The following is a 22357-nucleotide window of genomic DNA, read 5'->3' on the forward strand; positions in this document are numbered from 1 at the left end:
GGGCGCAATAGGTGTTTCCCTAATGGGAAGTGCGCGCCGGTAGATTCATAATGGTATTAATTGAATGTTTTCCGCAAAGGAGAGTTCGTCAGCGATGAAGAAAAAATTCGGCCTTAACTTCTTTAAACCGATTGAAAGCTATTCCAAGAACTGGTCCGTCCTAGAAGAGAAGAATAGAGATTGGGAGAATATGTACCGCCAGCGCTGGTCGCACGACAAAGTCGTACGCACCACCCACGGGGTCAACTGTACAGGTTCCTGCAGCTGGAAGGTGTTCGTGAAGAACGGAATCATCACTTGGGAAAATCAGCAGATCGACTACCCGTCCTGCGGGCCGGATATGCCGGAATTCGAACCGCGCGGCTGTCCGCGGGGAGCGACCTTTTCCTGGTACGAATACAGTCCTTTGCGCGTGAAATACCCGTATATCCGCGGCAAGCTGTGGCGGTTGTGGCAGACGGCGCTGCAGGAGCATGACAATTACGTCGACGCCTGGGCGAGTATCGTGGAGAATCCCGAGAAAGCCAACCAGTATAAGAAGGCGCGCGGCAAAGGCGGCCATATCCGCGTGGCATGGGATGATGCGCTTCGTCTCATTTCGGCACAGCTGATCTACACGATCCGCAAATACGGTCCCGACCGCATCGCCGGTTTCACGCCGATTCCGGCCATGTCCATGGTCAGCTACGCTTCAGGCGCACGGTTCATCTCGCTCCTGGGCGGTCAAATGCTGAGCTTCTATGACTGGTATGCCGATCTTCCGCCGGCTTCCCCGCAAATTTGGGGCGAGCAGACGGATGTTCCGGAATCGTCGGACTGGTATAACGCCGGTTACCTGATGATGTGGGGCTCAAATGTGCCGCTGACCCGGACGCCGGACGCCCACTTTATGACGGAAGTCCGCTATAAAGGAACCAAAGTGGTATCGGTCGCGCCGGATCTTGCGGAGAACGTGAAGTTTGCCGACAACTGGCTGGCTCCAAACCCGGGTACGGACGCGGCGCTGGCCCAGGCGATGACGCATGTCATCCTGAATGAGTTCTACCACGAACGCCGTGAGCCGATGTTCCTGAATTATGCCAAACAATACACGGATATGCCGTTCCTGATTCTGCTTGATCCGCATGAGGATGCGCTGAAAGGCGGACGTTTCCTGCGGGCGAGCGATCTCGGAGACGCCACTCCGCATTCGGACTGGAAGCCGGTCATCTATGATGAGGCAAGCGGCGAGGTGATTGTTCCGAACGGCACGATGGGACAGCGCTGGGAGGAAGGCAAGAAATGGAACCTGATTCTCGAGCGGGAGGACGGCAGCAAAATCGAGCCTGCCCTGACCATCGAAGGCCACGGGGAAGAGTGGGCGGAGGTCGTATTCCCGTATTTCGACAATGCCGGCAACGGCACGTTCAGACGGATGATTCCGGTCCGGAAAATGCAATTGGCCGACGGCACCGAACGTTACATCGCCACGGTCTACGATCTGATGATGAGCCAATACGGCGTTGCGCGTAAGGACAGCCCGCTGAATGCCAAGGGGTATGATGATGTTTCTTCACATTACACACCGGCATGGCAGGAGAAGATTACGACGGTAAAAGCGAGCGTCGTCGTGCAGATCGCGCGCGAATTTGCCCAGAATGCGATCGATACGGGCGGACGCTCCATGATCATCATGGGCGCAGGGATCAATCACTGGTTCAACAGCGATACCATCTACCGCTCCATTCTGAATCTGGTCGTGCTGACCGCTTCCCAAGGGGTCAACGGCGGCGGCTGGGCGCATTATGTCGGCCAGGAGAAATGCCGTCCAATCGAAGGCTGGTCGACGGTTGCTTTTGCCAAGGACTGGCAGGGTCCGGCCCGGCAGCAGAATGCGACTTCGTTCTTCTATTTTGCTACGGAGCAATGGCGGTATGAGGAAGGCGGCACCGATTCGCTGAAATCGCCGACCGGCGGAGATGTGGCTTACCAGCATCCGGCCGATTACAACGTACTCGCTGCGCGGCTCGGCTGGCTGCCGTCCTTCCCGCAGTTCAACAAGAACAGCCTGCTGTTCGCCGAGGAAGCCGCGCGTCAAGGCAAGAAGACCAATGCCGAGATCGTCGGTCACGCCGTGGAAGAGATTACGTCGCGGAAAACGCGGTTTGCCGTGGAGGATCCCGGCGCGCCGGAGAATTTCCCGCGTTCCCTGTTTATCTGGCGTTCCAACCTGATCTCCAGCTCCGCCAAAGGGCAGGAGTATTTCATGAAACATCTGCTCGGCGCGTCCGATGGCCCGCTGGCCGAGCCGAACGAAGAGCAAAAGCCGGAGGAAATCGTCTGGCGGGCGGATGTGGAAGGCAAACTCGACCTGATGGTCGCCCTGGATTTCCGGATGACCACTACGCCGCTGTATGCGGACATCGTGCTGCCGGCCGCAACCTGGTACGAGAAGACGGACCTGTCGTCCACCGATATGCATCCGTTTGTTCACCCGTTTAATCCGGCTGTGAATCCGCTTTGGGAATCCCGTTCGGACTGGGATATTTACCGCCAGCTGGCCGAGGTGTTCTCCGAAATGGCGAAATCGCATCTGCCCGGCGTCTATAAAGATCTTGTGATGTCGCCGCTGGGGCATGATTCGATCAGCGAGATTTCGCAGCCCATGGGCCTCGTCAAAGACTGGGCGAAAGGCGAAGTTCCGGCGATCCCGGGGAAAACGATGCCGAACTTCACCATCGTTGAGCGGGATTACACCAAAATTCATGACAAATACACTTCGCTCGGACCGAATCTGGCCATCGGCAAAGCGGGCGCGCACGGCGTCAGCTTCTCGGTTGCCGAAGAATATGAGGAATTAAAGAAGCTGAGCGGCGTTTATTTTGATGAATCCATCAAAAACGGCCTGCCTAAGCTGCAGACCGCCCGTCAGGCGGCGGATACGATTCTGCATCTGTCCTCGGCGACGAACGGCCGTGTCTCCCAAAAGGCCTATGCATCCGCCGAAAAGGATCACGGGGTCGAGCTGCGGGATATTTCGGCGGACCGGGCGGCAGAGAAGATCACGTTCCAGAGCATCACGGCACAGCCGCGGGAAGTCATCCCGACTCCGGTATTCAGCGGCTCGAACAAACAGGGACGCCGCTACTCGCCGTTCACGACGAATATCGAACGCCTTGTTCCGTTCCGTACGTTGACGGGAAGACAGCATTTCTATATCGACCATGAAATCTTCCAGCAGTTCGGCGAAGCGCTGCCGGTGTATAAACCTACCTTGCCTCCGATGGTCTTCGGGCCGCGCGACAAGGAAGTGAAGGGCGGGGTCGATTCGCTGGTCCTGCGGTATCTGACGCCGCACGGCAAGTGGAATATCCACTCGACCTACCAGGATAACCAGCACATGCTGACGTTGTTCCGCGGCGGTCCAACCGTGTGGATCAACAATGAAGATGCCGAAGCCCACAATATCGCGGACAACGACTGGCTTGAAGTCTATAACCGCAACGGCGTCGTCACGGCGCGGGCGGTCGTCAGCCACCGGATGCCCCGCGGCACCATGTTCATGTACCACGCGCAAGACAAACACATTCAAGTGCCGGGCTCCGAAATTACGGATACCCGCGGCGGAAGCCATAATGCGCCTACCCGAATTCATCTGAAGCCTACCCAGATGGTCGGCGGATACGCACAGCTCAGCTACGGTTTTAACTACTATGGTCCGATCGGCAACCAGCGGGATGTCTACGTAGCCGTACGCAAAATGAAGGAGGTTAACTGGCTTGAAAATTAAAGCGCAAGTTGCAATGGTGATGAATCTGGATAAATGCATCGGCTGCCATACCTGCAGCGTGACCTGCAAGACGACCTGGACAAACCGCAAAGGTGCGGAATACATGTGGTTCAATAACGTGGAGACGAAACCGGGCATCGGGTATCCGAAGCGCTGGGAAGACCAGGAGCTGTACAAAGGCGGCTGGCAGCTGCGCAAAGGCAAGCTGGAACTGAAATCCGGCAACAAGCTGTCCAAAGTCGCGCTCGGCAAAATCTTCTACAATCCCGACATGCCGGAAATGAAGGATTATTATGAGCCATGGACCTACAACTACGAGAACCTGACCAATGCCGGGGAACAGAAGCACTCTCCGGTAGCGCGCGCCCACTCCGCGGTTACGGGCGACAAGATGGACCTCGAATGGGGACCGAACTGGGAGGATGATCTGGCGGGAGCGCATGTCACCGGCCCGCTCGACCCGAACATCCAGAAGATCGAGGAAGAAATCAAATTCAATTTCGAGAAGTCGTTCATGATCTATCTGCCGCGTCTTTGCGAGCACTGCCTGAATCCAAGCTGCGTCGCTTCCTGCCCTTCGGGCGCCATGTACAAACGGGACGAAGACGGCATCGTCCTGGTCGACCAGGAAGCCTGCCGCGGCTGGAGATATTGCATGACCGGCTGTCCGTATAAAAAGGTGTACTTCAACTGGCAGACCAACAAAGCGGAGAAATGCACCTTCTGCTTCCCGCGCGTGGAAGCCGGGCTGCCGACCGTCTGTTCGGAGACCTGCACCGGCCGGATCCGTTATCTCGGCGTCCTGCTGTATGATGCAGACAAAGTCCTGGATGCCGCATCTACGCCGGATGAGAAGGATTTGTATAAAGCCCAATGCGATTTGTTCATGAATCCGCATGATCCCGAAGTGATTGCCCAGGCGAGAAAGGACGGCATTTCCGAAGACTGGCTGGAAGCTGCCCAGAACTCCCCGGTATACAAACTGGCAATCGAGCACAAGCTGGCGTTCCCGCTCCATCCGGAATACCGCACATTGCCGATGGTCTGGTATGTACCGCCGCTCAGCCCGATCATGAATTACTTTGAAGGCAAGGATTCGCTGAAGAATCCCGACATGATCTTCCCGGCTATCGAAGAAATGCGCACGCCGATCCAGTATCTCGCGAACATGCTGACCGCGGGCGATACGCAGACCGTTAAAGAAGCCCTGCAGCGGATGGCGATGATGCGCTCCTACATGCGTGCCCAGTCCACCGGGCAGGAATTCGACTCTGCCCGTCTGGAACGCGTCGGCATGACCGCACAGCAGATGGAACAAATGTACCGGCTGCTTGCGATCGCCAAATACGAAGACCGATTCGTAATCCCGACCTCCCACAAGGAGCAGCATATGAACCCTTACCGGGCGCAAGGCTCGGCCGGCTACGGCAACACGATGGGCGATATGGGCTCCGGTTCGGGCTGCGACGGCTGCGGCGCGGCGGGTTCTACGGAGATGCCGCTGAAGACCGGCAAGGAAATGTACGAAGAGAATTTCTACGGAGGGATCTGGCGTGATTGATCTGACGAAGCTGAACGATTTCAAGCCTTCCTTCGGCTATTACGCTTTGCAGCTGATGTATCCGGAGAAGCGGGATTTTCATCCCGCTTTTCTGGAAGAAGCGTTTGACGCCGGCCATCCGGGTTACGGCCATGTGCATACGTACTGGCAACAAATGCAGGTCTTCAGTCTGGAAGAGATCCAGGAGAACTATGCGGCCACGTTTGATTTTCATAAAGACTGCGCGTTATATATGACCTATTTCAAGTTTGAGGACGCCAAGGAACGGGGACAAATGCTGGCGAAGCTGAAGCTGCTGTACGAAATGTACGGCCTGGAGATGCCGGAAGGCGAATTGCCCGATTTCCTTCCGCTCATGTGCGAATTCCTATACGCTGCAGAATGGCTGGGGGATCCGAATGCGGCGGAGAATTTCCGGATGCTGATCGCGATTTTCGAGGATGGAACCTACCACCTCCTTCAAGCGCTGAACCGGCTGGAGAGTCCCTACTATCACCTAATCAAGGGATTGCGCGAAACACTTAAAGCTTGTGCTGAACAGGAGGCACTCCGTCAATGAATATGTTCGATCAGTTTTTATGGGTGATTTTTCCCTATATGTGTCTGGTGGTCTTCGTAGGCGGGCATATTGTCCGCTACCGCAAGGACCAGTTTAACTGGACGGCCAAATCCAGCGAGTTTATTGAAAAAAAACAGCTCAAATTCGGCAGCATCCTGTTCCATCTCGGCATCATGCCGGTCATTTTGGGCCATATCGGGGGGCTTGCCGTTCCGAAGTCATGGCTCGAGGCGGTCGGCGTCGATGACCACATGTACCATATCGGGGCCGTGTATATCGGGGGGGTATTCGGAGCGGCAACGCTGCTCGGGATGCTGATTCTTACTTCCCGGCGCTTCTCGATCAAAAACGTGCGCCGCCTCAGCAGCGCGTCTGATCTCATCGTGAATTCGCTCCTCCTGTTTATCGTATTTATGGGCATGTACTCCACCGTCGTTACGAACGCCGTACAGCCGGAATTCGATTACCGGGAGACGATCTCCGTCTGGTTCCGCGGCTTGTTCATGTTCCGTCCGGATCCTTCGTTTATGGCGGATGTTCCGTTCTCCTTTAAACTGCATATCCTGACGGGATTCGCGATTTTTGCCTTCTGGCCGTTTACCCGGCTCGTCCATGTTTGGAGCGTTCCGTTGAATTATATAGGCAGAAGTTATATTCTATACAGAAGAAATAAAGCGAAGTAACGGAAAGCGATGCGGGAGCTTTTTCCCGGTTCGGTGAGGAGAAATGACGATGGCAAATAAGGTGGATTACCAGTCGGAGCTGGATCACATCCGTGCGGCACTGGGTTATGATTTCATGTCGCTGGCACTTGCCGAACCGGCAGAATATGACTATGTCATCCGGTGGAAATACGCCTCCGGGAATACGAACGACCGTTACAAACGGATCGTCCTTCAATCCGGCAGAGGGATTGCGGGCATCGTGTTCAAGACCGGCAAACCGTTTTTGGTCTCTTCGATGCAGAATGACGTAAGGCCGGATAGCTTGTTTACTTATCCGATTACCAAGATGGAGAACCTGAACAGCATTGGCGCCGTACCCATATGGAACGATGCCCGCGTGGCCGGCGTGCTGCTGGGCGGCTACAGGGGAGAACGGCAGGTAACCGAGGCGATGCTCGGCGAATTGGTAGCGACGGCGCATCGAGGCATTGGAGACTTAAACGGGAAGGAATTGTTGATCAATTGATTATGCCCGGAACGAATTTGCCGAACCTGCTCATGGAGAAGCTGTTCGAAAACAGCTCGGAGGCGATGTTCTTTTTTGATAAACAAGGAAAGGTTCTCGCCATGAACCCGGCTGCCGAGGACATTGTCGACAAGGATATTCTGAAGCAGTTCTATCAAGGGGAGCCCGATGCGCTTTGCCGAACCTGCCGGGGCTATACCAGCGAGACAGATCTGCGCACATGCTTGAATTGTTTTATCCATTCAACGGAAGCAGAGGATTTCACCTCCTATCAAGTCTATTTGGACACGAGGGACAAGGGAATGGTTCCTTTCGCTGCCACTTATCATACGATCGATTACGAGAATGAGATCCGCGTATTGATGTTAAGGGATTTAACCAGGCAGTTTAAGACGCAGGAGAAGTTCTATCAGAACAAAATGATGAAGCACATCATTGAGGCGCAGGAGAATGAACGCAAACGAATCTCCCGCGAACTGCATGACAGCGTAGCGCAAGAGCTGATGAGCGCCGTCATTGATCTGCGCGTGTTGAAATATATGACGGCGGATGAGCAGCTGCTGAAGAAAGTGAAGCAGACCGAAGCCTCTATGACCCGGCTCATGAATGATATCCGCAATCTCTCGGTGGAGCTTCGGCCGGCCGCGCTCGACGATTTCGGGCTAGATGCGGCCTTCCGGTCGCATTTCAAGCGGATGGAGCAGAGTTATGGGCTTGTCATCGATTACGAATCCCGGCTTTCGGAGAAGCGTTATAAAAGCGAGGTCGAAACCGTGATGTACCGGGTATGCCAGGAAGCGGTTCTGAATGCTTTGAAGTATGCGCAGGTAGATACCGTGAAAGTGTCGCTTGCCGAAGAGGACGGCGTGCTGAACTTGCGGATCGAGGATGAAGGAGCAGGCTTCAATCTGGGGGATGAGCCCGACGGAACCGGTCTTGGACTTTTCGGCATGCGGGAGAGGGCAGAGCTGGTCGGCGGCACCTTCAACGTGGATTCCGGAATCGGCAGAGGGACTAGGATAACATTACAAATACCAGTATGAATCGTTCAAGGAAAGGAATGGGCTACGGATGAAGATCGTCATTGCGGATGACCATGCGATCGTGCGCAGCGGGTTCTCGATGATTTTGAATTTTCAGGACGACATTGAAGTGATCGGAGCTGCGGCTGACGGCAGGGAAGCGTATATGCTGGTAGCCAAACACCGGCCGGATATTCTGATTATGGATCTCAGCATGCCTCCCGGAGAAAGCGGGCTGGTGGCCACCGGCAAGATCAAGGAGGATTATCCCGACACCAAAATCCTGATCCTGACGATGCATGACGATGATGAATATCTTTTTCACGTTTTGAAGAACGGCGCCTCCGGATATGTACTGAAAAGCGCGCCGGACGAGGAGCTTCTGCTGGCGATCCGGACCATCTACGCAGGCGGTACCTATATCCAGCCCAAGATGGCGACCTCGCTGGTCCGCGAGTTCATCAAGCAGGATAAAACGAGCGGTACCGAAGACCAGTTCGAGCTGTTGTCCAAGAGGGAGCTGGAGATCCTGCCGCTCATCGCCAAAGGCTACGGGAACAAGGAAGTCGCCGAGAAGCTGTTTATTTCGGTGAAAACGGTGGAAGCACACAAGGCCAAAATCATGGAGAAACTGAATTTGAAAAGCCGGCCGGAGCTGGTTGAATATGCACTCAAGAAAAAAATGCTGGATTTCTAACCGGCGAACGGAGGTACCCTTGCATGCCGGAACATGCACAGCTGCAGTTTAAGACGCCTGCTATGCGAATCCTTGAGAATGAACACCGATATTTGTCTTATCTGATGGGGCAGTGGCACGGCGTTGTATTAAGGTTTGAGCAAGAGAATGTCACTCTGGAGGACGGGAGAACACGGCTTCAGGAGCTGCGTGAGGCCATTCTGGCCTTTATCGAACCGCTAAAGAAGCATACGGCGAAGGAAGAGGAACATTTTTTCCCGCTGCTCGGATCCTATATCGGATTTGAACAGGGTCCGCTCGTCGGCATTCAGGAGGAGCACCGCGAAATCGACGGGTATATCGGGCATTTCCTGCACCGCACGAATGACGGCGCCGCCGCGATGTCGCTGGAGGAGATCCGCGAAGCCGTACGGGATGCGGGGGAAGCCTTCGAGGTTCTCACCGTGCATTTTGTAAAAGAAGAAACCGTCATCTTTCCGATGGCCGAAGGCCAGATGCATGCCCGGGACAAAGAAAAGCTAAGCAGTAAATTGAACACGCTTATTTCGTAAGGTTGCTTTCTCGCAGAAGCGTAACTAAGAAATACAAATATTAGAAGCGGAACTAGGGTAATCTCCGGTGTATTCCGCCAAGCAGAGATGTCTCGAAAAGCCATAAAATGGCTGATTGGGGCATCTCTTTTTGTCAGCGGGCAAGCATAATAACGGCAATTGCCTGGATGATTACCGGCTTTCGCAACCTCCGCATGTTTTTCAGGGATTCCCCTGTCAGGGAAAGGGAGCTCCCCTATATCTGCGCAGGGGGAACGGCAGATACAATAATGATAGGCAATATTCACATAGACAATCAGGAGAATAATTGGCGAAAAGGTGAGAATGAATGATCAAAAAAATGCAGTTGCCGCTACAAACCCTGAACTTGATTACCGGTTTTATGGTATGGGTAATTATCTCATCCCTGATGCCCTTTATTTCGGAGGACATCAGCATCCCGGCCGGCAAATTGGCCATGGTGACCGCGATTCCGGTCGTGCTCGGCTCGGTTCTGCGGATCCCGCTGGGCTATTATGCCAACATTTTCGGGGCACGAATCATTTTTATGTTCAGTTTTGTACTGCTGCTGTTCCCGGTTTACTTTATCAGCGAAGCTTCTACGATGACGCATCTGATCATCGGCGGCCTGTTTCTTGGCATCGGCGGCGCCGTATTTTCGGTAGGGGTAACCTCGCTGCCGAAGTATTATACCAAGGACAAACACGGGCTCGTAAACGGGATATACGGGATCGGCAACCTCGGGACGGCCGTCACGACGTTCACGGCTCCGATTATTGCCAAACAGATCGGCTGGGCGCCAACGGTGAAGCTCTATCTGATCCTGCTGTTAATCTTTATTGCGCTGAACTTCTTCTTCGGTGACCGGCACGAACCCAAGCTGAAGACGCCGATAATCGAACAAATCAAAGGGGTCGTGAAGAACGAAAAGCTTTGGCTGTTTTCGCTGTTTTACTTCATCACGTTCGGATCGTTCGTCGCGTTTACCATCTATCTGCCGAACTTCCTGGTCTCCAATTTCGGACTGGAAAAGGTGGATGCAGGCATGCGTACCGCCGGCTTCATCGCGGTGGCGACGTTTTTCCGGCCGGTCGGCGGCTGGCTTGCCGACAAATTGCAGCCATTGTTCCTGCTGATCGGTACCTTTAGCATGTATACGGTGGCCGCAATCATCCTGGCCTTTATGCCATCCATGGGCCTGTATACGGTAGGCTGCCTGGCGATTGCGCTCAGCGCAGGGATCGGCAATGGCGTCATTTTCAAATTGGTACCGCTCTATTTCAATAAGCAGGCGGGGATCGCCAACGGAATCGTATCCATGATGGGCGGTCTGGGCGGGTTTTTCCCTCCGATTATGCTCTCGGTTATCTTTTCCGCCACCGGCCAATATTCCATCGGCTTCATGCTGCTATCGCAAGTAGCGCTGGCTAGTCTGGTGCTGGTCGTCTGGCTGTATTTCCAGGACCGTCTCGCATTGACCGCCGAGGTCTTCAATTCCACCGGACAAGGGATTATGGTTACCGATGTCGGCGGACAGATCAAGTCGGTAAATCCCGCATTTACCAAGCTTACCGGCTTTAGGGAAGAGGAAGTGCTGGGCAAGCTGCCAAACATCCTGAAATCGGGCCGCCAATCCAAAGACTTCTACAGCCAAATGTGGAGCGAGATCAAAGCGAAGGGCATGTGGCAAGGCGAAATCTGGAATAAGCGCAAGAACGGAGAAGAGTATCTGCAGTGGCTGAACATCGCCGCCGTGAAGGATGAAACCGGCGAAGATATCCGCTATGTCGGTACATTCAGCGACATTACGATGAAATGACCGGTTCCTTTGAACCGAAGTTAGGAGCATGCAAGGTGGAAAAGACCAGAAACCCGATTCCCGTAGCCGAAGCCATATCCCGCATCCTGGCGAGAACAGCCCGTACAGGGACAGAAGCCGTAACACTTGCCGAAAGCTATGGACGTTTTCTGCGGGAGCCGCTTGCCGCAACCCATGATGTTCCGCATTTTACGCGTTCGCCTTATGACGGATATGCAATTCGCGCAGCGGATTCGGCCGGCGCCTCCGGTGATCACCGGATCCGCTTCAAGGTGGTGGACCATATCGGGGCAGGCGAAGTCTCCCAGGTCGCCATCGGCGCTTTCGAAGCGGTCCGCCTGATGACGGGTGCAGCGATTCCGGACGGTGCGGACGCGGTCGTGATGTTCGAGCAAGCGAGGGCGGAAGATGGCGCATTTACCATCCGCAAAGCGTTCGAGCCGCAGGAGAATCTGTCCCAGCAGGGCGAGGATATGCGGGCAGGGGAGGCAGTCGTTCCGGCCGGCAGCCTCATTCATCCTGGCACAATCGCGCTCCTGGCTACCTTTGGATATGCTTATGTTCAGGTTGCCAAACGGCCGGTTGTAGGGATTTTGTCTACAGGAACCGAGTTGCTGGATGTCAGTGCTCCGCTCGCTCCGGGAAAAATCCGCAACAGTAACGGGCCGATGATTGCGGCCCAGCTTGCCCGGATGGGAATCCCTTATAGGATGTACCAATCCGCCGATGATCGCCTGGAGGACCTTATGCAGACGGTCGGACAGGCGCTGGCCGAAACCGACTGCCTGATCACCACCGGCGGCGTGTCCGTTGGCGACTTCGACTATCTTCCAGAAGTCTATAAACGTCTGGGGGCGGAAGTGCTGTTTGACAAGGTGGCCATGCGCCCGGGCAGCGTGACCACGGTAGCGGTTGCCGGGAACTCTTTTTTATTCGGTTTGTCGGGCAATCCTTCCGCTTGCTTCACGGGTTTTGAGCTGTTTGTCAGACCGGCTTTGCTCCGCATGATGGGAGCAGAAACTTTGTTTCTGCCTCACACTACGGCCGTACTAGCCGAGGATTTCCCGAAGGCCAATCCGTTTACCCGGTTTATCCGGGCGGTTTATGACGGGAGCAAGGTGCGTTCCGCGGGTTTTAACAAATCCAACGCCGTATCCTCGATTGCAAAAGGGAATTCCCTGTTGGTGCTGCCTGGCGGGACCAGGGGATATTCCTCGGGCGACTCCGTGGACATCCTGCTCCTGGGGGTCGAAGAAGGTACAAATCAATGGGTGCTGTAAGCTTACCGGAAAGGAGATCGACACATGAATGCTCATCCATTGCTGGATTCACTGCGGCGGCCCATCCATGATTTGCGCATATCCGTCACGGACCGGTGCAATTTCCGCTGCACCTACTGCATGCCAAAGGAAATGTTCGGTGACGATTACGCATTTCTTCCGGAAAGCGAACTGCTTACTTTTGATGAAATCAGCCGCTTGACCAAATTGTTTGTTTCCCTGGGCGTGAGAAAAATCCGCCTGACCGGCGGCGAGCCGCTGATGCGGCGGAACCTCCCCGAGCTTGTTGCCGGGATACGATCCATCGGCGGCGTGGAGGACATGGGATTGACGACGAACGGAGCGATGCTGGGACAACAGGCGGAGCCGCTTTACGCGGCGGGGCTTCGCCGGTTGAATGTCAGCCTGGATGCGCTGGAGCCCGAGCGGTTCGGGCGGATGAACGGGCGGGGGTATCGGCCGGAAGCGATTTTGAAGCATATTGATCATGCCGTTCAAACCGGCTTCGAGGTTAAGGTGAATATGGTGGTCCAGAAGGGCGTGAACGAATCGGAGATCGTGCCGATGGCACGGTATTTCAAGGACCGGAACATTATGCTGCGCTTCATCGAGTTCATGGACGCCGGCAACGACAATGGCTGGAGTTATGAAAAAGTGGTGACCAAAAAGGAAATTCTGGAGCGGCTTCAAAGCGCCTTCGCGCTGGAAGCACTCGAACCCGATTATTTCGGTGAAGTGGCACAGGGCTACCGGTATAAAGATAACCAAGCCAAGGTGGGGTTTATCACTTCGGTATCCGAATCGTTCTGTTCCTCCTGCACGCGGGCGCGGCTATCCTCCAACGGGAAGCTGTATACCTGCCTGTTTGCGTCGGACGGTTTTGATCTCCGCGCGCTGATGCGCAGCGGGGCGGATGACCAAACCTTGCTGGCGGCGATCCGGAGCGTATGGGAGCAGCGGGCGGACCGCTATTCCGACGAACGGACCGAACAGACGTCGAGGAACAGAACGAAGATCGGCATGTCTTATATCGGAGGGTAAACGGCGGAGCGGCAATCAGCTGTTGATTGAGCCGGATTGCAGATCGTTTTTCGCGGATTCGAAATTGCCTGAGCCTACCCGGCGGCGGATTTCCTCTTCGGTTAGCTCCCCGCCGATCGTTCCTGTAGGGATTGCGGTCGAGCCTTCAGCCACTTCCATCCGTTCCACGCGGGCGAAACCGGCATTGGTGCGGCGTCCGGCCTGTTCGCGTTCTTCCCGGCTTAACATTGCTTTATCGGATTCATTAGCCATAGATTTGACGCTCCTCTCAAGGAAATAATCGCAATCCAATTCACTAACCCTATCTTTTAACCCTATTTTGCTTCCTGAAAACACATTTTTATACGGCGGGAGACGAATTGTGCTTATGAACGGATCGCAACTGCTGATCGAGATGTTGATTGAGAACAAAATTGAGACTCTATTTGGATATCCCGGCGGCGCCGTTCTGCCTTTATACGATGCCTTATACGATTGCGACAGGATTCAGCATGTGCTGGTAAGGCACGAGCAGGCGGCCGTTCATGCCGCGGACGGATATGCAAGAGCCACCGGGCGCCCGGGCGTGGCCCTCGTGACCAGCGGCCCCGGAGCGACCAATGCGGTCACCGGTATTGCTACCGCGTTCATGGACTCCGTGCCCCTGATTGTCCTCACGGGACAGGTATCCACCGATCTGATTGGCCTGGACAGCTTTCAGGAAGTGGATATTTACGGGATGACGATGCCGATTACCAAACACAATTATGTGGTCAGACATGTGGACGACCTTCCGAGAATTGTCAACGAGGCGTTCCACATCGCGACAACGGGGCGGCCAGGTCCGGTTTTGATCGATTTACCGAAAAATGTGCTGAATGCAGAATTCAGGGCCGGAAGCTGGCCGGCGTCGGAGCCTTCAACGCCATCGATCAGAGGGTACATCGCGGAGTCATCCATCGATCCGAAGGAGATTGAAATGGCCGCCGAGCGGCTGAACCGGGCGCAGCGTCCGCTTATTCTCCTTGGCGGAGGCTGCATTCAGGGCGAGACGCCAACGCTCATCCAGGAGCTTGCCGGGCATCTTGGGCTTCCCGTGGCCAGCACGCTGATGGGAATAGGGGCTTTCCCGTCCGGTCATTCCCTGTATCTGGGCATGGTCGGCATGCATGGAACGGTGGCCGCCAACCGTGCGCTGCAAAGCGCCGATGTGGTGTTAAACCTCGGGGTCCGCTTCAGTGACCGCGTAACGGGCAACCGCAAGGCTTTTTCGCCGGAATCCTATAAAATCCAAGTGGATTTAGATCCCTCGGAGTTAAGCAAGAACATCCCTGCGGATCTGGCGATAACGGGCACCTGCGCGGAATTCCTCAGCGGCTTGCGGGGGCAGGTGCACCGGACGGACCATTCTGCATGGGATCTGCAAATCGCGGATTGGCGTAAACGGTCGGCGAAAACAAAACGGAAAGAAAACTTAAACCAAAAGCTGACCCCCGAGGAAGTGATCCGGTGCATTCAACAAGCGACGGCCGGCGATGCCATTATCGCGACCGACGTCGGCCAGCATCAGATTTGGACGGCTACCCACTATCAATTCTCGGAAGCGCGGTCCCTCCTGACCTCCGGCGGGCTTGGTACCATGGGCTACGGGCTGCCGGCGGCGATCGGCGCCGCCATTGCTTTTCCCGAACGTCAGGTGGTTTGCATTACGGGAGACGGAAGCTTTCAGATGAACATGCAGGAGATCATGACGGCTGTCGATTATGGCCTCAATGTCAAGGTCGCTATTTTTAAGAACGGTTATCTGGGAATGGTAAGACAGTGGCAGCAGCTGTTTTTGGGCCGCCGCTACTCCTCCGTGCATATCAGCTCGCCGGATTTTGTCGCTTTGGCCAAGTCGTTCGGCGCTCACGGGTTCCGGGCGCATACGCATGAAGAAGCGGAACGGATCATTGAGCTTGCGCTGCAGACGGAGGGGCTGGTCGTCATGGAATTCGATATGACCGAAGAACGTAATGTGTATCCCATCGTGCCGCCGGGATCAAGCAACCAGGAAATGATCGTTGAATAAAGGGCCGGCGCGTGCGCCGGTTTTTTTGTTAAAGGTTCATAAATCATAAAAAAAGCTGCCCCACCCGCCCTTTCATGGCGCTCAGACAGCTGCACTGGGTAATCTAAAAGTAAAACACGAGCACGGACACGTACAACATGGCCGAGAAACCGATCTCGAGGATTCCGGTACGTTTGGCGGTAATCCCCGTTCTGGGCAGGATGGCAGCCCGCAGAAGCAGTAGGAGGAGCGGAACGAGCAGGGACGGAAACACAAACAGCCCGATCCCCGCAACCAGCAGATGATACAGCACGGAGCCGTAATAAAAGCGGATATTTTTCCGTTCACGGATGACGGTTTTGACGTAGAGTGCCGTTCCGACAAAGTACAACACGGCCAGCAGAAACAACTCGTTCACCGTCCGCCAGTTTTCCCCGTGCCCGACGTAGAAGACCGGATAAATGATCAGGCAAAAAGCCAGGATCGCCGAGATGTCGTTGATCAGGGCGCGTTCATTTTTCGTTTTGGCATAATAAAGATTTACGGCGAACAAAGGGATGAGCGGCAGAACAAACCGTAACAGTGCCGGTACAGCGATCACCAGATAAGCAACGAATGGCAGCAGCAGAATTCCGTACAGCTTCAGGGGTTTTTCGTAACGCTTGAATTTTCGGGTTTTCACCCCCTGCAGCAAAGGGAAGCTGAACAAATAGATCAGAAGCCAACAGATAAACAGCGGAATATGTATGAATTGCCCTTGGGATGCCGCAACCCCGAACAGAAAAGGCAAGATGAGCATGGCCCAGGCACCGTGCTGATTGGGGATATAATTTTTCATAACCGGCATAACCTCCTATCCGAAAAGTGTCATGGCATGTAAGGATGCCACATACCTTTACTATACTTTTTTTGCAGGAAAACCCGGGTGATTTGAAGCACAAGTTTAATTTTCCAGAAGAGAGGTGAGCCTATTGACTGCTGAATGGAATCCCGCTCCAGCACAGAGTACCGTACCGGTATTGCAAATCGTGGGCTATAAGAACAGCGGTAAAACAACGCTTGCCTGCCGGTTAATTCAGGCGCTGTCACAGCAAGGCATCCGCGTCGGCTCGGCCAAACATGACGCCCATCATTTTGAGCTCGATGATCCGGGCACGGACAGCAGCAAGCATTTGCATCACGGTGCAATCGAAACCGTACTGACTTCCCAAAATGCGACTAGAGCGATGCGCAAGGCCGAAACGTCACTGGAAGAAATTGCGAAATCCATGGCCGGCCGGGCCGATCTGCTGATCGCCGAAGGGTTCAAGTCCGCGGGTTACCCTAAAATCGCTTTGATCCGGGATGCGGAGGAAATGAACGCCTTACGGGATCAAGCGACGAATATCCGTTTATGGATTAGCTGGGAAAAGAACATTAGCGTGAACCCTGTGACGGCTTCGCTTGGTGTGAATACGCCCCTTGTGATTCTGCCGCTAATGGATGAAGCGCTTGTCGATCAGGCGATTCTCTCGCTTGCGATGTCGCTTCTTTGCAAACAAGTTCAACCGGATTGAAGCGGGAGGTGCAGCCTATGCTTACAGGAGTCGTATTGGCCGGGGGACGGAATTCCCGGATGAAGGGTCAGAACAAAGCGATGTTAACCTATCGCGGCGAGCCTTTTATTGTCCGGCAGGTCAAGGAAATGCGCACGGTCTGTTCCAGGATCATCGTGGTGACCCCTGAGGTTTCTGCCTATGAAAAATGTCTTCCAAGCGATATCCTGTTCGTCTCGGACGTCTACGCCGGGCATGGACCTTTGAGCGGATTTCATGCAGCCTTCACCAAGGTGGAGACGGAATATGCCTGGGTCGTCGGATGCGACTACCCCGATATTTCAGGGCAGGCCGCTTCATGGATGTTGAGCTGGTTTAAAGATGGCGACTATGATGCCGTGCTCCCGGTCATCGACGGGATTCATCAGATGCTCCATGGGATTTACCGGCCGCAGCGGCTGCTGCCCGAAATTACCGCAAGACTGGAGATGCAGCAATACCGGTTATCGGGGTTATTGGATCGCATTCATTGGCTTGGCGTGTGCAGGGATCAATTGGCCGCCGCGCAAATCGAAACGTCGTTTACGGTGGATATCGATACGCCCGAACAATATCAGGATTTGCTGGAAGGAAGAGCAAAGAAATGCGGGGAGGAGAGATAGACAACATGAGCCATTCATTATTTGAAATTACAGAGCAGCCGATCGTGCCGGAGGAGGTATCGAATAAGGTATTGCGCAGAGAAGCGGGAGCGGTGACCTTATTCCTGGGCACGGTTCGGGAGTTTACGCAAGGCAAGCGGACGCTCCGGCTTGAATACGCTGCTTATCCTGCTATGGCCATCGCGCAATTGGAACGGATTGGGCAGGAAGTACAGGAACGCTGGCCGGATACCCTCATTGCGGTCACACACCGGATCGGGAAACTAGAGATTGCCGACATTGCTGTGGTCATCGCCGTATCCTCGCCGCACCGCAAGGCTGCCTATGAAGCGAATGAATATGTGATCGACCGGATCAAACAAATCGTCCCCATCTGGAAAAAAGAAGTGGGCGAAGACGGAACGGAGTGGATCGGAGACCAGCTCAACCAGCAAGCCTATCCGGAAGGCAGGCCTTTATTGCCGGACATTCCGGCATCGGACCATAAATAAGTAGCGAAAGGCGGCAGCATGAAATCAGGTTCATGCTGTCTTTTTGTTTGTGCTCCATCCAAAGACCGCTATAATGGAAAGAACGAACTACCGATGAACCTATTGGTTTTTGCGCAGAGAGGGGAGCATGTCACCTTGGAACCTGGCCACATTATCACAGCCATCGTCTCCTTCATTACCATCAGCAATATTCTTCTGGCCGGCGTCGTGGTATTCATTGAACGCAGGGACATCGGCTCGACCTGGGCCTGGTTAATGGTATTGTTTTTCATTCCGGTGGTCGGGTTTATCTTTTATGTCTTCTTCGGCAGACAGCTGAAAAAGCGGAATTTCTACGGGCTTACGCTCGACGAACGGCGTTATCTGCAGGTTGCGGTCGACGAGCAGGTCATGCATATCGATTATCATGGCGGTCTGACCGCCAAATACGCGAATCTGCTCAAAATGAATCTGCGTTCCTCCAATGCGCTGATCACGAGCGACAACGAGGTGCAGATTTTCGCGGACGGGCGGGAGAAGTTTGAGGCATTAATTGAAGATATCCGCGGGGCCAAACGGGAGATCAATATGCAATACTACATCTTTCAGCCGGACAACCTCGGGCGGCGGCTGCTGGGTGAGCTGACGCTTAAAGCCAAAGCAGGCGTAACGGTGCGAGTCCTGTACGACGAGATCGGTTCCAGACGCACCTCCCGCTCGTTCTTCAAGGAGCTGATTCATCACGGCGGCATGGTGGAAGTATTCTTCCCGTCGATCTTCCGCTTGATCAATCTTCGGATCAACAACCGCAATCACCGGAAGCTGTGCATTATTGACGGCGAGATTGCTTATATCGGCGGGTTCAATGTCGGGGACGAATATTTGGGCCTGGATAAGAAAATGGGGTACTGGCGCGACACCCATCTGAAGATGAAGGGCGGGGCGGTCGATCAGATGCAAGGCCGGTTCTTTATGGATTGGAATAAGGCGGCGAGCCGGCACGCGGTTCATCCCGACCATCTGGTTCCCCGTCACGAGAAGCATACCGGCGGCAGCGTGGTGCAGATCATCTCCAGCGGTCCGAATTCGCAGACCGAACATTTGAAGAACATGTATTTAAAGTTAATTGCCTCCGCGAAAAAAAGCATTTTCATCCAAACGCCTTACTTTATCCCGGACGCGAGTTTTATGGATGCCTGCAAAATTGCGCTGCTCTCCGGCGTCGACGTGCGGATCATGATCCCGAACAAGCCGGATCACCTGTTTGTGTACCCGGCGACGCTGTCGCATGCCGGGGAGCTGCTGCCGTACGGCGTCAAAATTCTGCAATACGAAAAAGGCTTCCTGCACGCCAAAACGATCGTCGTCGATCAGGAGGTAGCGTCCGTCGGCACGATGAATATTGATACCCGCAGCTTCCGCCTGAACTTCGAGGTGAACGCGCTCATCTGCGATCCCAAGCTTGCCGGCGAGCTGCATGAACTGTTCCTGGAGGACAGCGCCTCCTGTTTCGAGCTTACATTGGAGCGCTACGAAGCGCGCAGCGGGCTGCTGAAGTTCAAGGAAGCGGTCGCGCGGCTGTTGTCGCCGATTCTATAAGGATTTCCGATCTGTTATAATGCTAGAAGAAGCTTCAGCATACGAGAGAGGCTTGACGAAGGAGACACTATGACATTTGAACAATTGCAATTGATTCCCCCCATCCTGAAGGCGCTGGCTAAGGAAAATTATACGCAGCCTACGCCCATCCAGGAACAGGCTATTCCTCCGGTATTGGCCGGCCGCGACTTATTCGGCTGCGCCCAGACGGGGACGGGCAAGACGGCCGCTTTCCTGCTGCCGATCATCCAGCGGCTGAGCGCCCAGCAGGGCCGGCCGAACGGCAAACGTGTGATTCGCTCCCTGATTCTGACCCCGACGCGCGAGCTCGCGATTCAGATATCCGATAACTTTAAGGCATATGGCAGTTTTTCCAATCTGCGCAGCGCGGTCATCGTAGGCGGCGTTTCGCAGAAGCCGCAGGAGGAGGCGCTGCAGCGGGGCATTGACGTGCTGATCGCAACGCCGGGCCGGCTGATCGACCTGATCAACCAGGGATTCGCCGATTTGCGGCATGTGCAGATTTTTGTGCTGGACGAAGCCGACCGGATGCTGGACATGGGCTTTATCCATGATATGAGACGGGTCATCGCCAAGCTGCCGGTTAAACGGCAGACCTTGTTCTTCTCGGCAACGATGCCGCCCGAGATCACGTCGCTGGTGGATTCCTTGTTGACGAATCCGATCAAAATTGAAGTGACGCCGGTATCCTCGACGGCGGAGCGGATCAAACAGACCGTTTATTTTGTGGACAAGCCGAATAAGCTCGCATTATTGATCGACCTGCTGCAGGATAAGTCCATCGTGAGCGCCCTCGTGTTCACCCGAACCAAACACGGCGCGGACCGGGTGGTCAGAGGTTTGGTGAAGGCAAAGATCACCGCACAGGCCATCCACGGCGACAAGTCGCAGAATGCCCGCCAGGCAGCGCTGGCTAACTTCAAGAGCGGGGCAACCCGGTTGCTGGTCGCAACGGACATTGCCGCCCGCGGGATCGACATCGATGAATTGTCCCATGTGATCAACTACAACCTGCCGAATATTTCGGAGACGTATGTGCACCGGATCGGCCGCACCGGCCGGGCGGGGTTAAGCGGAGTGGCCATTTCCTTTTGCGAGCAGGAAGAGATCCCGTATCTGAAGGATATCGAAAAGCTGATCAAACAAAAGATTCCGGTCGTCCAGGATCATCCGTATCCGATGGCGGTTCCGGCGGCGGTGGCAGCGCCTGTTCAACCCGCAGCCAAAGAGAACAGCGCCGCACGTGACGGTTCGGCCAAGAAAAGCGGACGCCGCCGCTGGCGACGCGGGTCTTCGCATCCGAACAAGCAATAATGTAAGGTCCCGAAAAAAAGGAGCTTCTCCATAGCCATTTACGGCTTGGAGACAGCTCCTTTTGTATGATCATTTTTACAAACACCTTATTCAACATCATACCAAATCGCCAAGAAACAGTCTATACTTTATTTTCCAAATGCCCTATATTGTTCATGCAAGAAATTGAACTTAGGGGGAGCGGAATATGGAAGATTGGCGTCATTTATTGGAGGGAAGACTTGAAGACTGGACGGAACGGGTATTCGGGCAAGGGTATCATCCGGAGGAAGCCAAAGCCGTGAGCGGCGGAGCACAGAAGCTCGTGTATCAGATTCGTTGTTCAAACGGCTTTCGTTTTATGCTGTACGTATGGGATATGCGGCTGAACTATTTTCGGGAAGAGCTGGAGCAAGAGGAGGCGCCGGGGCCGATATCCGGGTATGGGGGGAAGAAGTTTCAAACGGTTAATGCGTATTTGAGGAAGCTTCAGGTGGGCACGCCGGAGCTGTATCATTTTGAAGCGGGGAGCCGCCCTGAAGAAGCGGATTTTGCTTTCGTGGAGTACATCGACGGCAAGGAGGCTTCGGACTTCTTTCAGGCCGATCCCGGCATTCAAGATCAAGTATTCGGGCCGCTGGCGGAGATGCTGACCCGGATGCACGAGCAAACATGCGCAGAATGGGGGCCTCTGGATGAACCGCCGTCACGTCCCGCTACCGGATGCCATTGGCCCATGCTGACCCATGCCTGCCGCCAGCTGGAGTATTTGTCCGCATACCGAACTGAATTTCGCAATCATCGGCAGGGTTTTGTGCATATTTTGAAAGACTACGCTTCAAAAATTGTACCTAGATCATCCTACAGCTTCATTCATGCAGAGCTGGGACCGAATCATGTGCTGGTGGACGAACGGCTGCGCCCGTGGCTGATCGATATTGAGGGAGCCTTGTTCTTCGATGCCGAATATGAGCACAGCTTTATGGAATTCCGCTTCGACAATTACGGCCCCTACTTCAAGAATGGCCGGCTCGATCCCGTTCGGATGGCTTTTTATAAGCTGTACCATCATATCTCGTACAGTGCAGGCGCGCACCGCCTGCTGCAAAGGGGTTATCCCGATGCGGAAGCCATTAAGGACATCCTTGAATATAATTCGAGGCGTGCTCTGCGGATGCTTGTAGAACCAGCTCATGAATAAAAATGGAATCAGCAAAAGGGCCATCCCAACCGGGATGGCCCTTTAATTTACCTATAT

General features: G+C 54.5%; 20 protein-coding genes. 18 read left to right on the top strand and 2 right to left on the bottom strand.

Going from position 1 to position 22357, the window contains the following annotated elements:
* The first annotated feature begins 94 nt into the window (after positions 1 to 94).
* The 11 genes from BMW84_RS02145 (at position 95) to moaA (ending at position 13490) form a co-directional block, all read left to right on the top strand.
* Complete coding sequence (locus tag BMW84_RS02145; protein WP_091063939.1) at positions 95 to 3769, top strand: nitrate reductase subunit alpha; 3675 nt, start codon at positions 95 to 97, stop codon at positions 3767 to 3769.
* Positions 3759 to 5330, top strand: coding sequence for a nitrate reductase subunit beta (narH, locus tag BMW84_RS02150; RefSeq protein WP_091063942.1), 1572 nt, complete (start codon positions 3759 to 3761; stop codon positions 5328 to 5330). The genes BMW84_RS02145 and narH overlap by 11 nt, the downstream gene beginning before the upstream one ends.
* Positions 5323 to 5889, top strand: a complete 567-nt coding sequence (gene narJ, locus BMW84_RS02155) for a nitrate reductase molybdenum cofactor assembly chaperone (RefSeq protein WP_091063945.1) — start codon at positions 5323 to 5325, stop codon at positions 5887 to 5889. The genes narH and narJ overlap by 8 nt, the downstream gene beginning before the upstream one ends.
* Entirely contained in the window at positions 5886 to 6572 is a 687-nt protein-coding gene (gene narI / locus BMW84_RS02160; protein WP_091063947.1) for a respiratory nitrate reductase subunit gamma, read from the top strand. The genes narJ and narI overlap by 4 nt, the downstream gene beginning before the upstream one ends.
* A 49-nt stretch (positions 6573 to 6621) precedes the next feature.
* Positions 6622 to 7080 (top strand): GAF domain-containing protein, encoded by a 459-nt coding sequence (locus tag BMW84_RS02165; protein WP_091063949.1) that lies wholly within the window; start codon positions 6622 to 6624, stop codon positions 7078 to 7080.
* Between the two features lie 2 nt (positions 7081 to 7082).
* Positions 7083 to 8123 carry a sensor histidine kinase gene (locus BMW84_RS02170; RefSeq protein ID WP_254772928.1) on the top strand — a complete coding sequence of 347 codons (1041 nt, stop codon included), beginning with the start codon at positions 7083 to 7085 and terminating at the stop codon, positions 8121 to 8123.
* A gap of 28 nt (positions 8124 to 8151) precedes the next feature.
* Entirely contained in the window at positions 8152 to 8799 is a 648-nt protein-coding gene (locus BMW84_RS02175) for a response regulator transcription factor (RefSeq protein ID WP_091063951.1), read from the top strand.
* Between the two features lie 23 nt (positions 8800 to 8822).
* Complete coding sequence (locus BMW84_RS02180) at positions 8823 to 9350, top strand: hemerythrin domain-containing protein (RefSeq protein ID WP_091063954.1); 528 nt, start codon at positions 8823 to 8825, stop codon at positions 9348 to 9350.
* Positions 9351 to 9678: 328 nt separating this feature from the next.
* Positions 9679 to 11169, top strand: coding sequence for an MFS transporter (locus BMW84_RS02190; RefSeq protein WP_091063958.1), 1491 nt, complete (start codon positions 9679 to 9681; stop codon positions 11167 to 11169).
* 35 nt (positions 11170 to 11204) lie between these two features.
* Positions 11205 to 12449: a molybdopterin molybdotransferase MoeA gene (glp, locus tag BMW84_RS02195; protein ID WP_302848076.1), complete on the top strand. Its 1245-nt coding sequence runs from the start codon at positions 11205 to 11207 to the stop codon at positions 12447 to 12449.
* Positions 12450 to 12473: 24 nt separating this feature from the next.
* A complete protein-coding gene (gene moaA, locus BMW84_RS02200) occupies positions 12474 to 13490 on the top strand; it encodes a GTP 3',8-cyclase MoaA (RefSeq protein WP_091063962.1) in 1017 nt (338 codons plus the stop codon).
* Between the two features lie 15 nt (positions 13491 to 13505).
* Here moaA and BMW84_RS02205 read toward each other — a convergent pair whose 3' ends face one another.
* Complete coding sequence (locus BMW84_RS02205; protein ID WP_091063964.1) at positions 13506 to 13742, bottom strand: hypothetical protein; 237 nt, start codon at positions 13740 to 13742, stop codon at positions 13506 to 13508.
* 115 nt (positions 13743 to 13857) lie between these two features.
* Here BMW84_RS02205 and ilvB point away from each other — a divergent pair, with 115 nt between their 5' ends.
* Complete coding sequence (ilvB, locus tag BMW84_RS02210) at positions 13858 to 15540, top strand: biosynthetic-type acetolactate synthase large subunit (RefSeq protein ID WP_175498642.1); 1683 nt, start codon at positions 13858 to 13860, stop codon at positions 15538 to 15540.
* Between the two features lie 103 nt (positions 15541 to 15643).
* Here ilvB and BMW84_RS02215 read toward each other — a convergent pair whose 3' ends face one another.
* Positions 15644 to 16357: a YwiC-like family protein gene (locus BMW84_RS02215; RefSeq protein WP_091063969.1), complete on the bottom strand. Its 714-nt coding sequence runs from the start codon at positions 16355 to 16357 to the stop codon at positions 15644 to 15646.
* A 133-nt stretch (positions 16358 to 16490) separates the two neighbouring features.
* Between BMW84_RS02215 and mobB the strand changes: the two genes are divergently transcribed.
* From mobB to BMW84_RS02245, 6 genes are all read left to right on the top strand, one after another.
* Positions 16491 to 17075, top strand: coding sequence for a molybdopterin-guanine dinucleotide biosynthesis protein B (mobB, locus tag BMW84_RS02220; RefSeq protein ID WP_175498643.1), 585 nt, complete (start codon positions 16491 to 16493; stop codon positions 17073 to 17075).
* 17 nt (positions 17076 to 17092) lie between these two features.
* Positions 17093 to 17716 carry a molybdenum cofactor guanylyltransferase gene (locus BMW84_RS02225; RefSeq protein WP_091063975.1) on the top strand — a complete coding sequence of 208 codons (624 nt, stop codon included), beginning with the start codon at positions 17093 to 17095 and terminating at the stop codon, positions 17714 to 17716.
* 5 nt (positions 17717 to 17721) lie between these two features.
* Positions 17722 to 18207 (top strand): molybdenum cofactor biosynthesis protein MoaE, encoded by a 486-nt coding sequence (locus BMW84_RS02230; protein WP_091063977.1) that lies wholly within the window; start codon positions 17722 to 17724, stop codon positions 18205 to 18207.
* Positions 18208 to 18342: 135 nt separating this feature from the next.
* Positions 18343 to 19785 carry a cardiolipin synthase gene (gene cls / locus BMW84_RS02235; protein WP_254772838.1) on the top strand — a complete coding sequence of 481 codons (1443 nt, stop codon included), beginning with the start codon at positions 18343 to 18345 and terminating at the stop codon, positions 19783 to 19785.
* A gap of 69 nt (positions 19786 to 19854) precedes the next feature.
* Positions 19855 to 21120: a DEAD/DEAH box helicase gene (locus BMW84_RS02240; protein ID WP_091063983.1), complete on the top strand. Its 1266-nt coding sequence runs from the start codon at positions 19855 to 19857 to the stop codon at positions 21118 to 21120.
* Between the two features lie 187 nt (positions 21121 to 21307).
* Positions 21308 to 22300: a phosphotransferase gene (locus BMW84_RS02245; RefSeq protein ID WP_091063984.1), complete on the top strand. Its 993-nt coding sequence runs from the start codon at positions 21308 to 21310 to the stop codon at positions 22298 to 22300.
* Positions 22301 to 22357 lie beyond the last annotated feature (57 nt).

Origin of the sequence: Paenibacillus sp. NFR01 (genome assembly GCF_900111565.1) — a bacterium.
GTDB lineage: Bacteria > Bacillota > Bacilli > Paenibacillales > Paenibacillaceae > Paenibacillus_AQ.

Coding starts and splice junctions, on each gene's coding strand:
- BMW84_RS02145 (WP_091063939.1), top strand. CDS start 95: ATGAAGAAAAAATTCGGCCTTAACTTCTTTAAACCGATTGAAAGCTAT.
- narI (WP_091063947.1), top strand. CDS start 5,886: ATGAATATGTTCGATCAGTTTTTATGGGTGATTTTTCCCTATATGTGT.
- BMW84_RS02165 (WP_091063949.1), top strand. CDS start 6,622: ATGGCAAATAAGGTGGATTACCAGTCGGAGCTGGATCACATCCGTGCG.
- BMW84_RS02170 (WP_254772928.1), top strand. CDS start 7,083: ATGCCCGGAACGAATTTGCCGAACCTGCTCATGGAGAAGCTGTTCGAA.
- BMW84_RS02175 (WP_091063951.1), top strand. CDS start 8,152: ATGAAGATCGTCATTGCGGATGACCATGCGATCGTGCGCAGCGGGTTC.
- BMW84_RS02180 (WP_091063954.1), top strand. CDS start 8,823: ATGCCGGAACATGCACAGCTGCAGTTTAAGACGCCTGCTATGCGAATC.
- BMW84_RS02190 (WP_091063958.1), top strand. CDS start 9,679: ATGATCAAAAAAATGCAGTTGCCGCTACAAACCCTGAACTTGATTACC.
- moaA (WP_091063962.1), top strand. CDS start 12,474: ATGAATGCTCATCCATTGCTGGATTCACTGCGGCGGCCCATCCATGAT.
- BMW84_RS02205 (WP_091063964.1), bottom strand. CDS start 13,742: ATGGCTAATGAATCCGATAAAGCAATGTTAAGCCGGGAAGAACGCGAA.
- ilvB (WP_175498642.1), top strand. CDS start 13,858: ATGAACGGATCGCAACTGCTGATCGAGATGTTGATTGAGAACAAAATT.
- BMW84_RS02215 (WP_091063969.1), bottom strand. CDS start 16,357: ATGAAAAATTATATCCCCAATCAGCACGGTGCCTGGGCCATGCTCATC.
- BMW84_RS02225 (WP_091063975.1), top strand. CDS start 17,093: ATGCTTACAGGAGTCGTATTGGCCGGGGGACGGAATTCCCGGATGAAG.
- BMW84_RS02230 (WP_091063977.1), top strand. CDS start 17,722: ATGAGCCATTCATTATTTGAAATTACAGAGCAGCCGATCGTGCCGGAG.
- BMW84_RS02240 (WP_091063983.1), top strand. CDS start 19,855: ATGACATTTGAACAATTGCAATTGATTCCCCCCATCCTGAAGGCGCTG.
- BMW84_RS02245 (WP_091063984.1), top strand. CDS start 21,308: ATGGAAGATTGGCGTCATTTATTGGAGGGAAGACTTGAAGACTGGACG.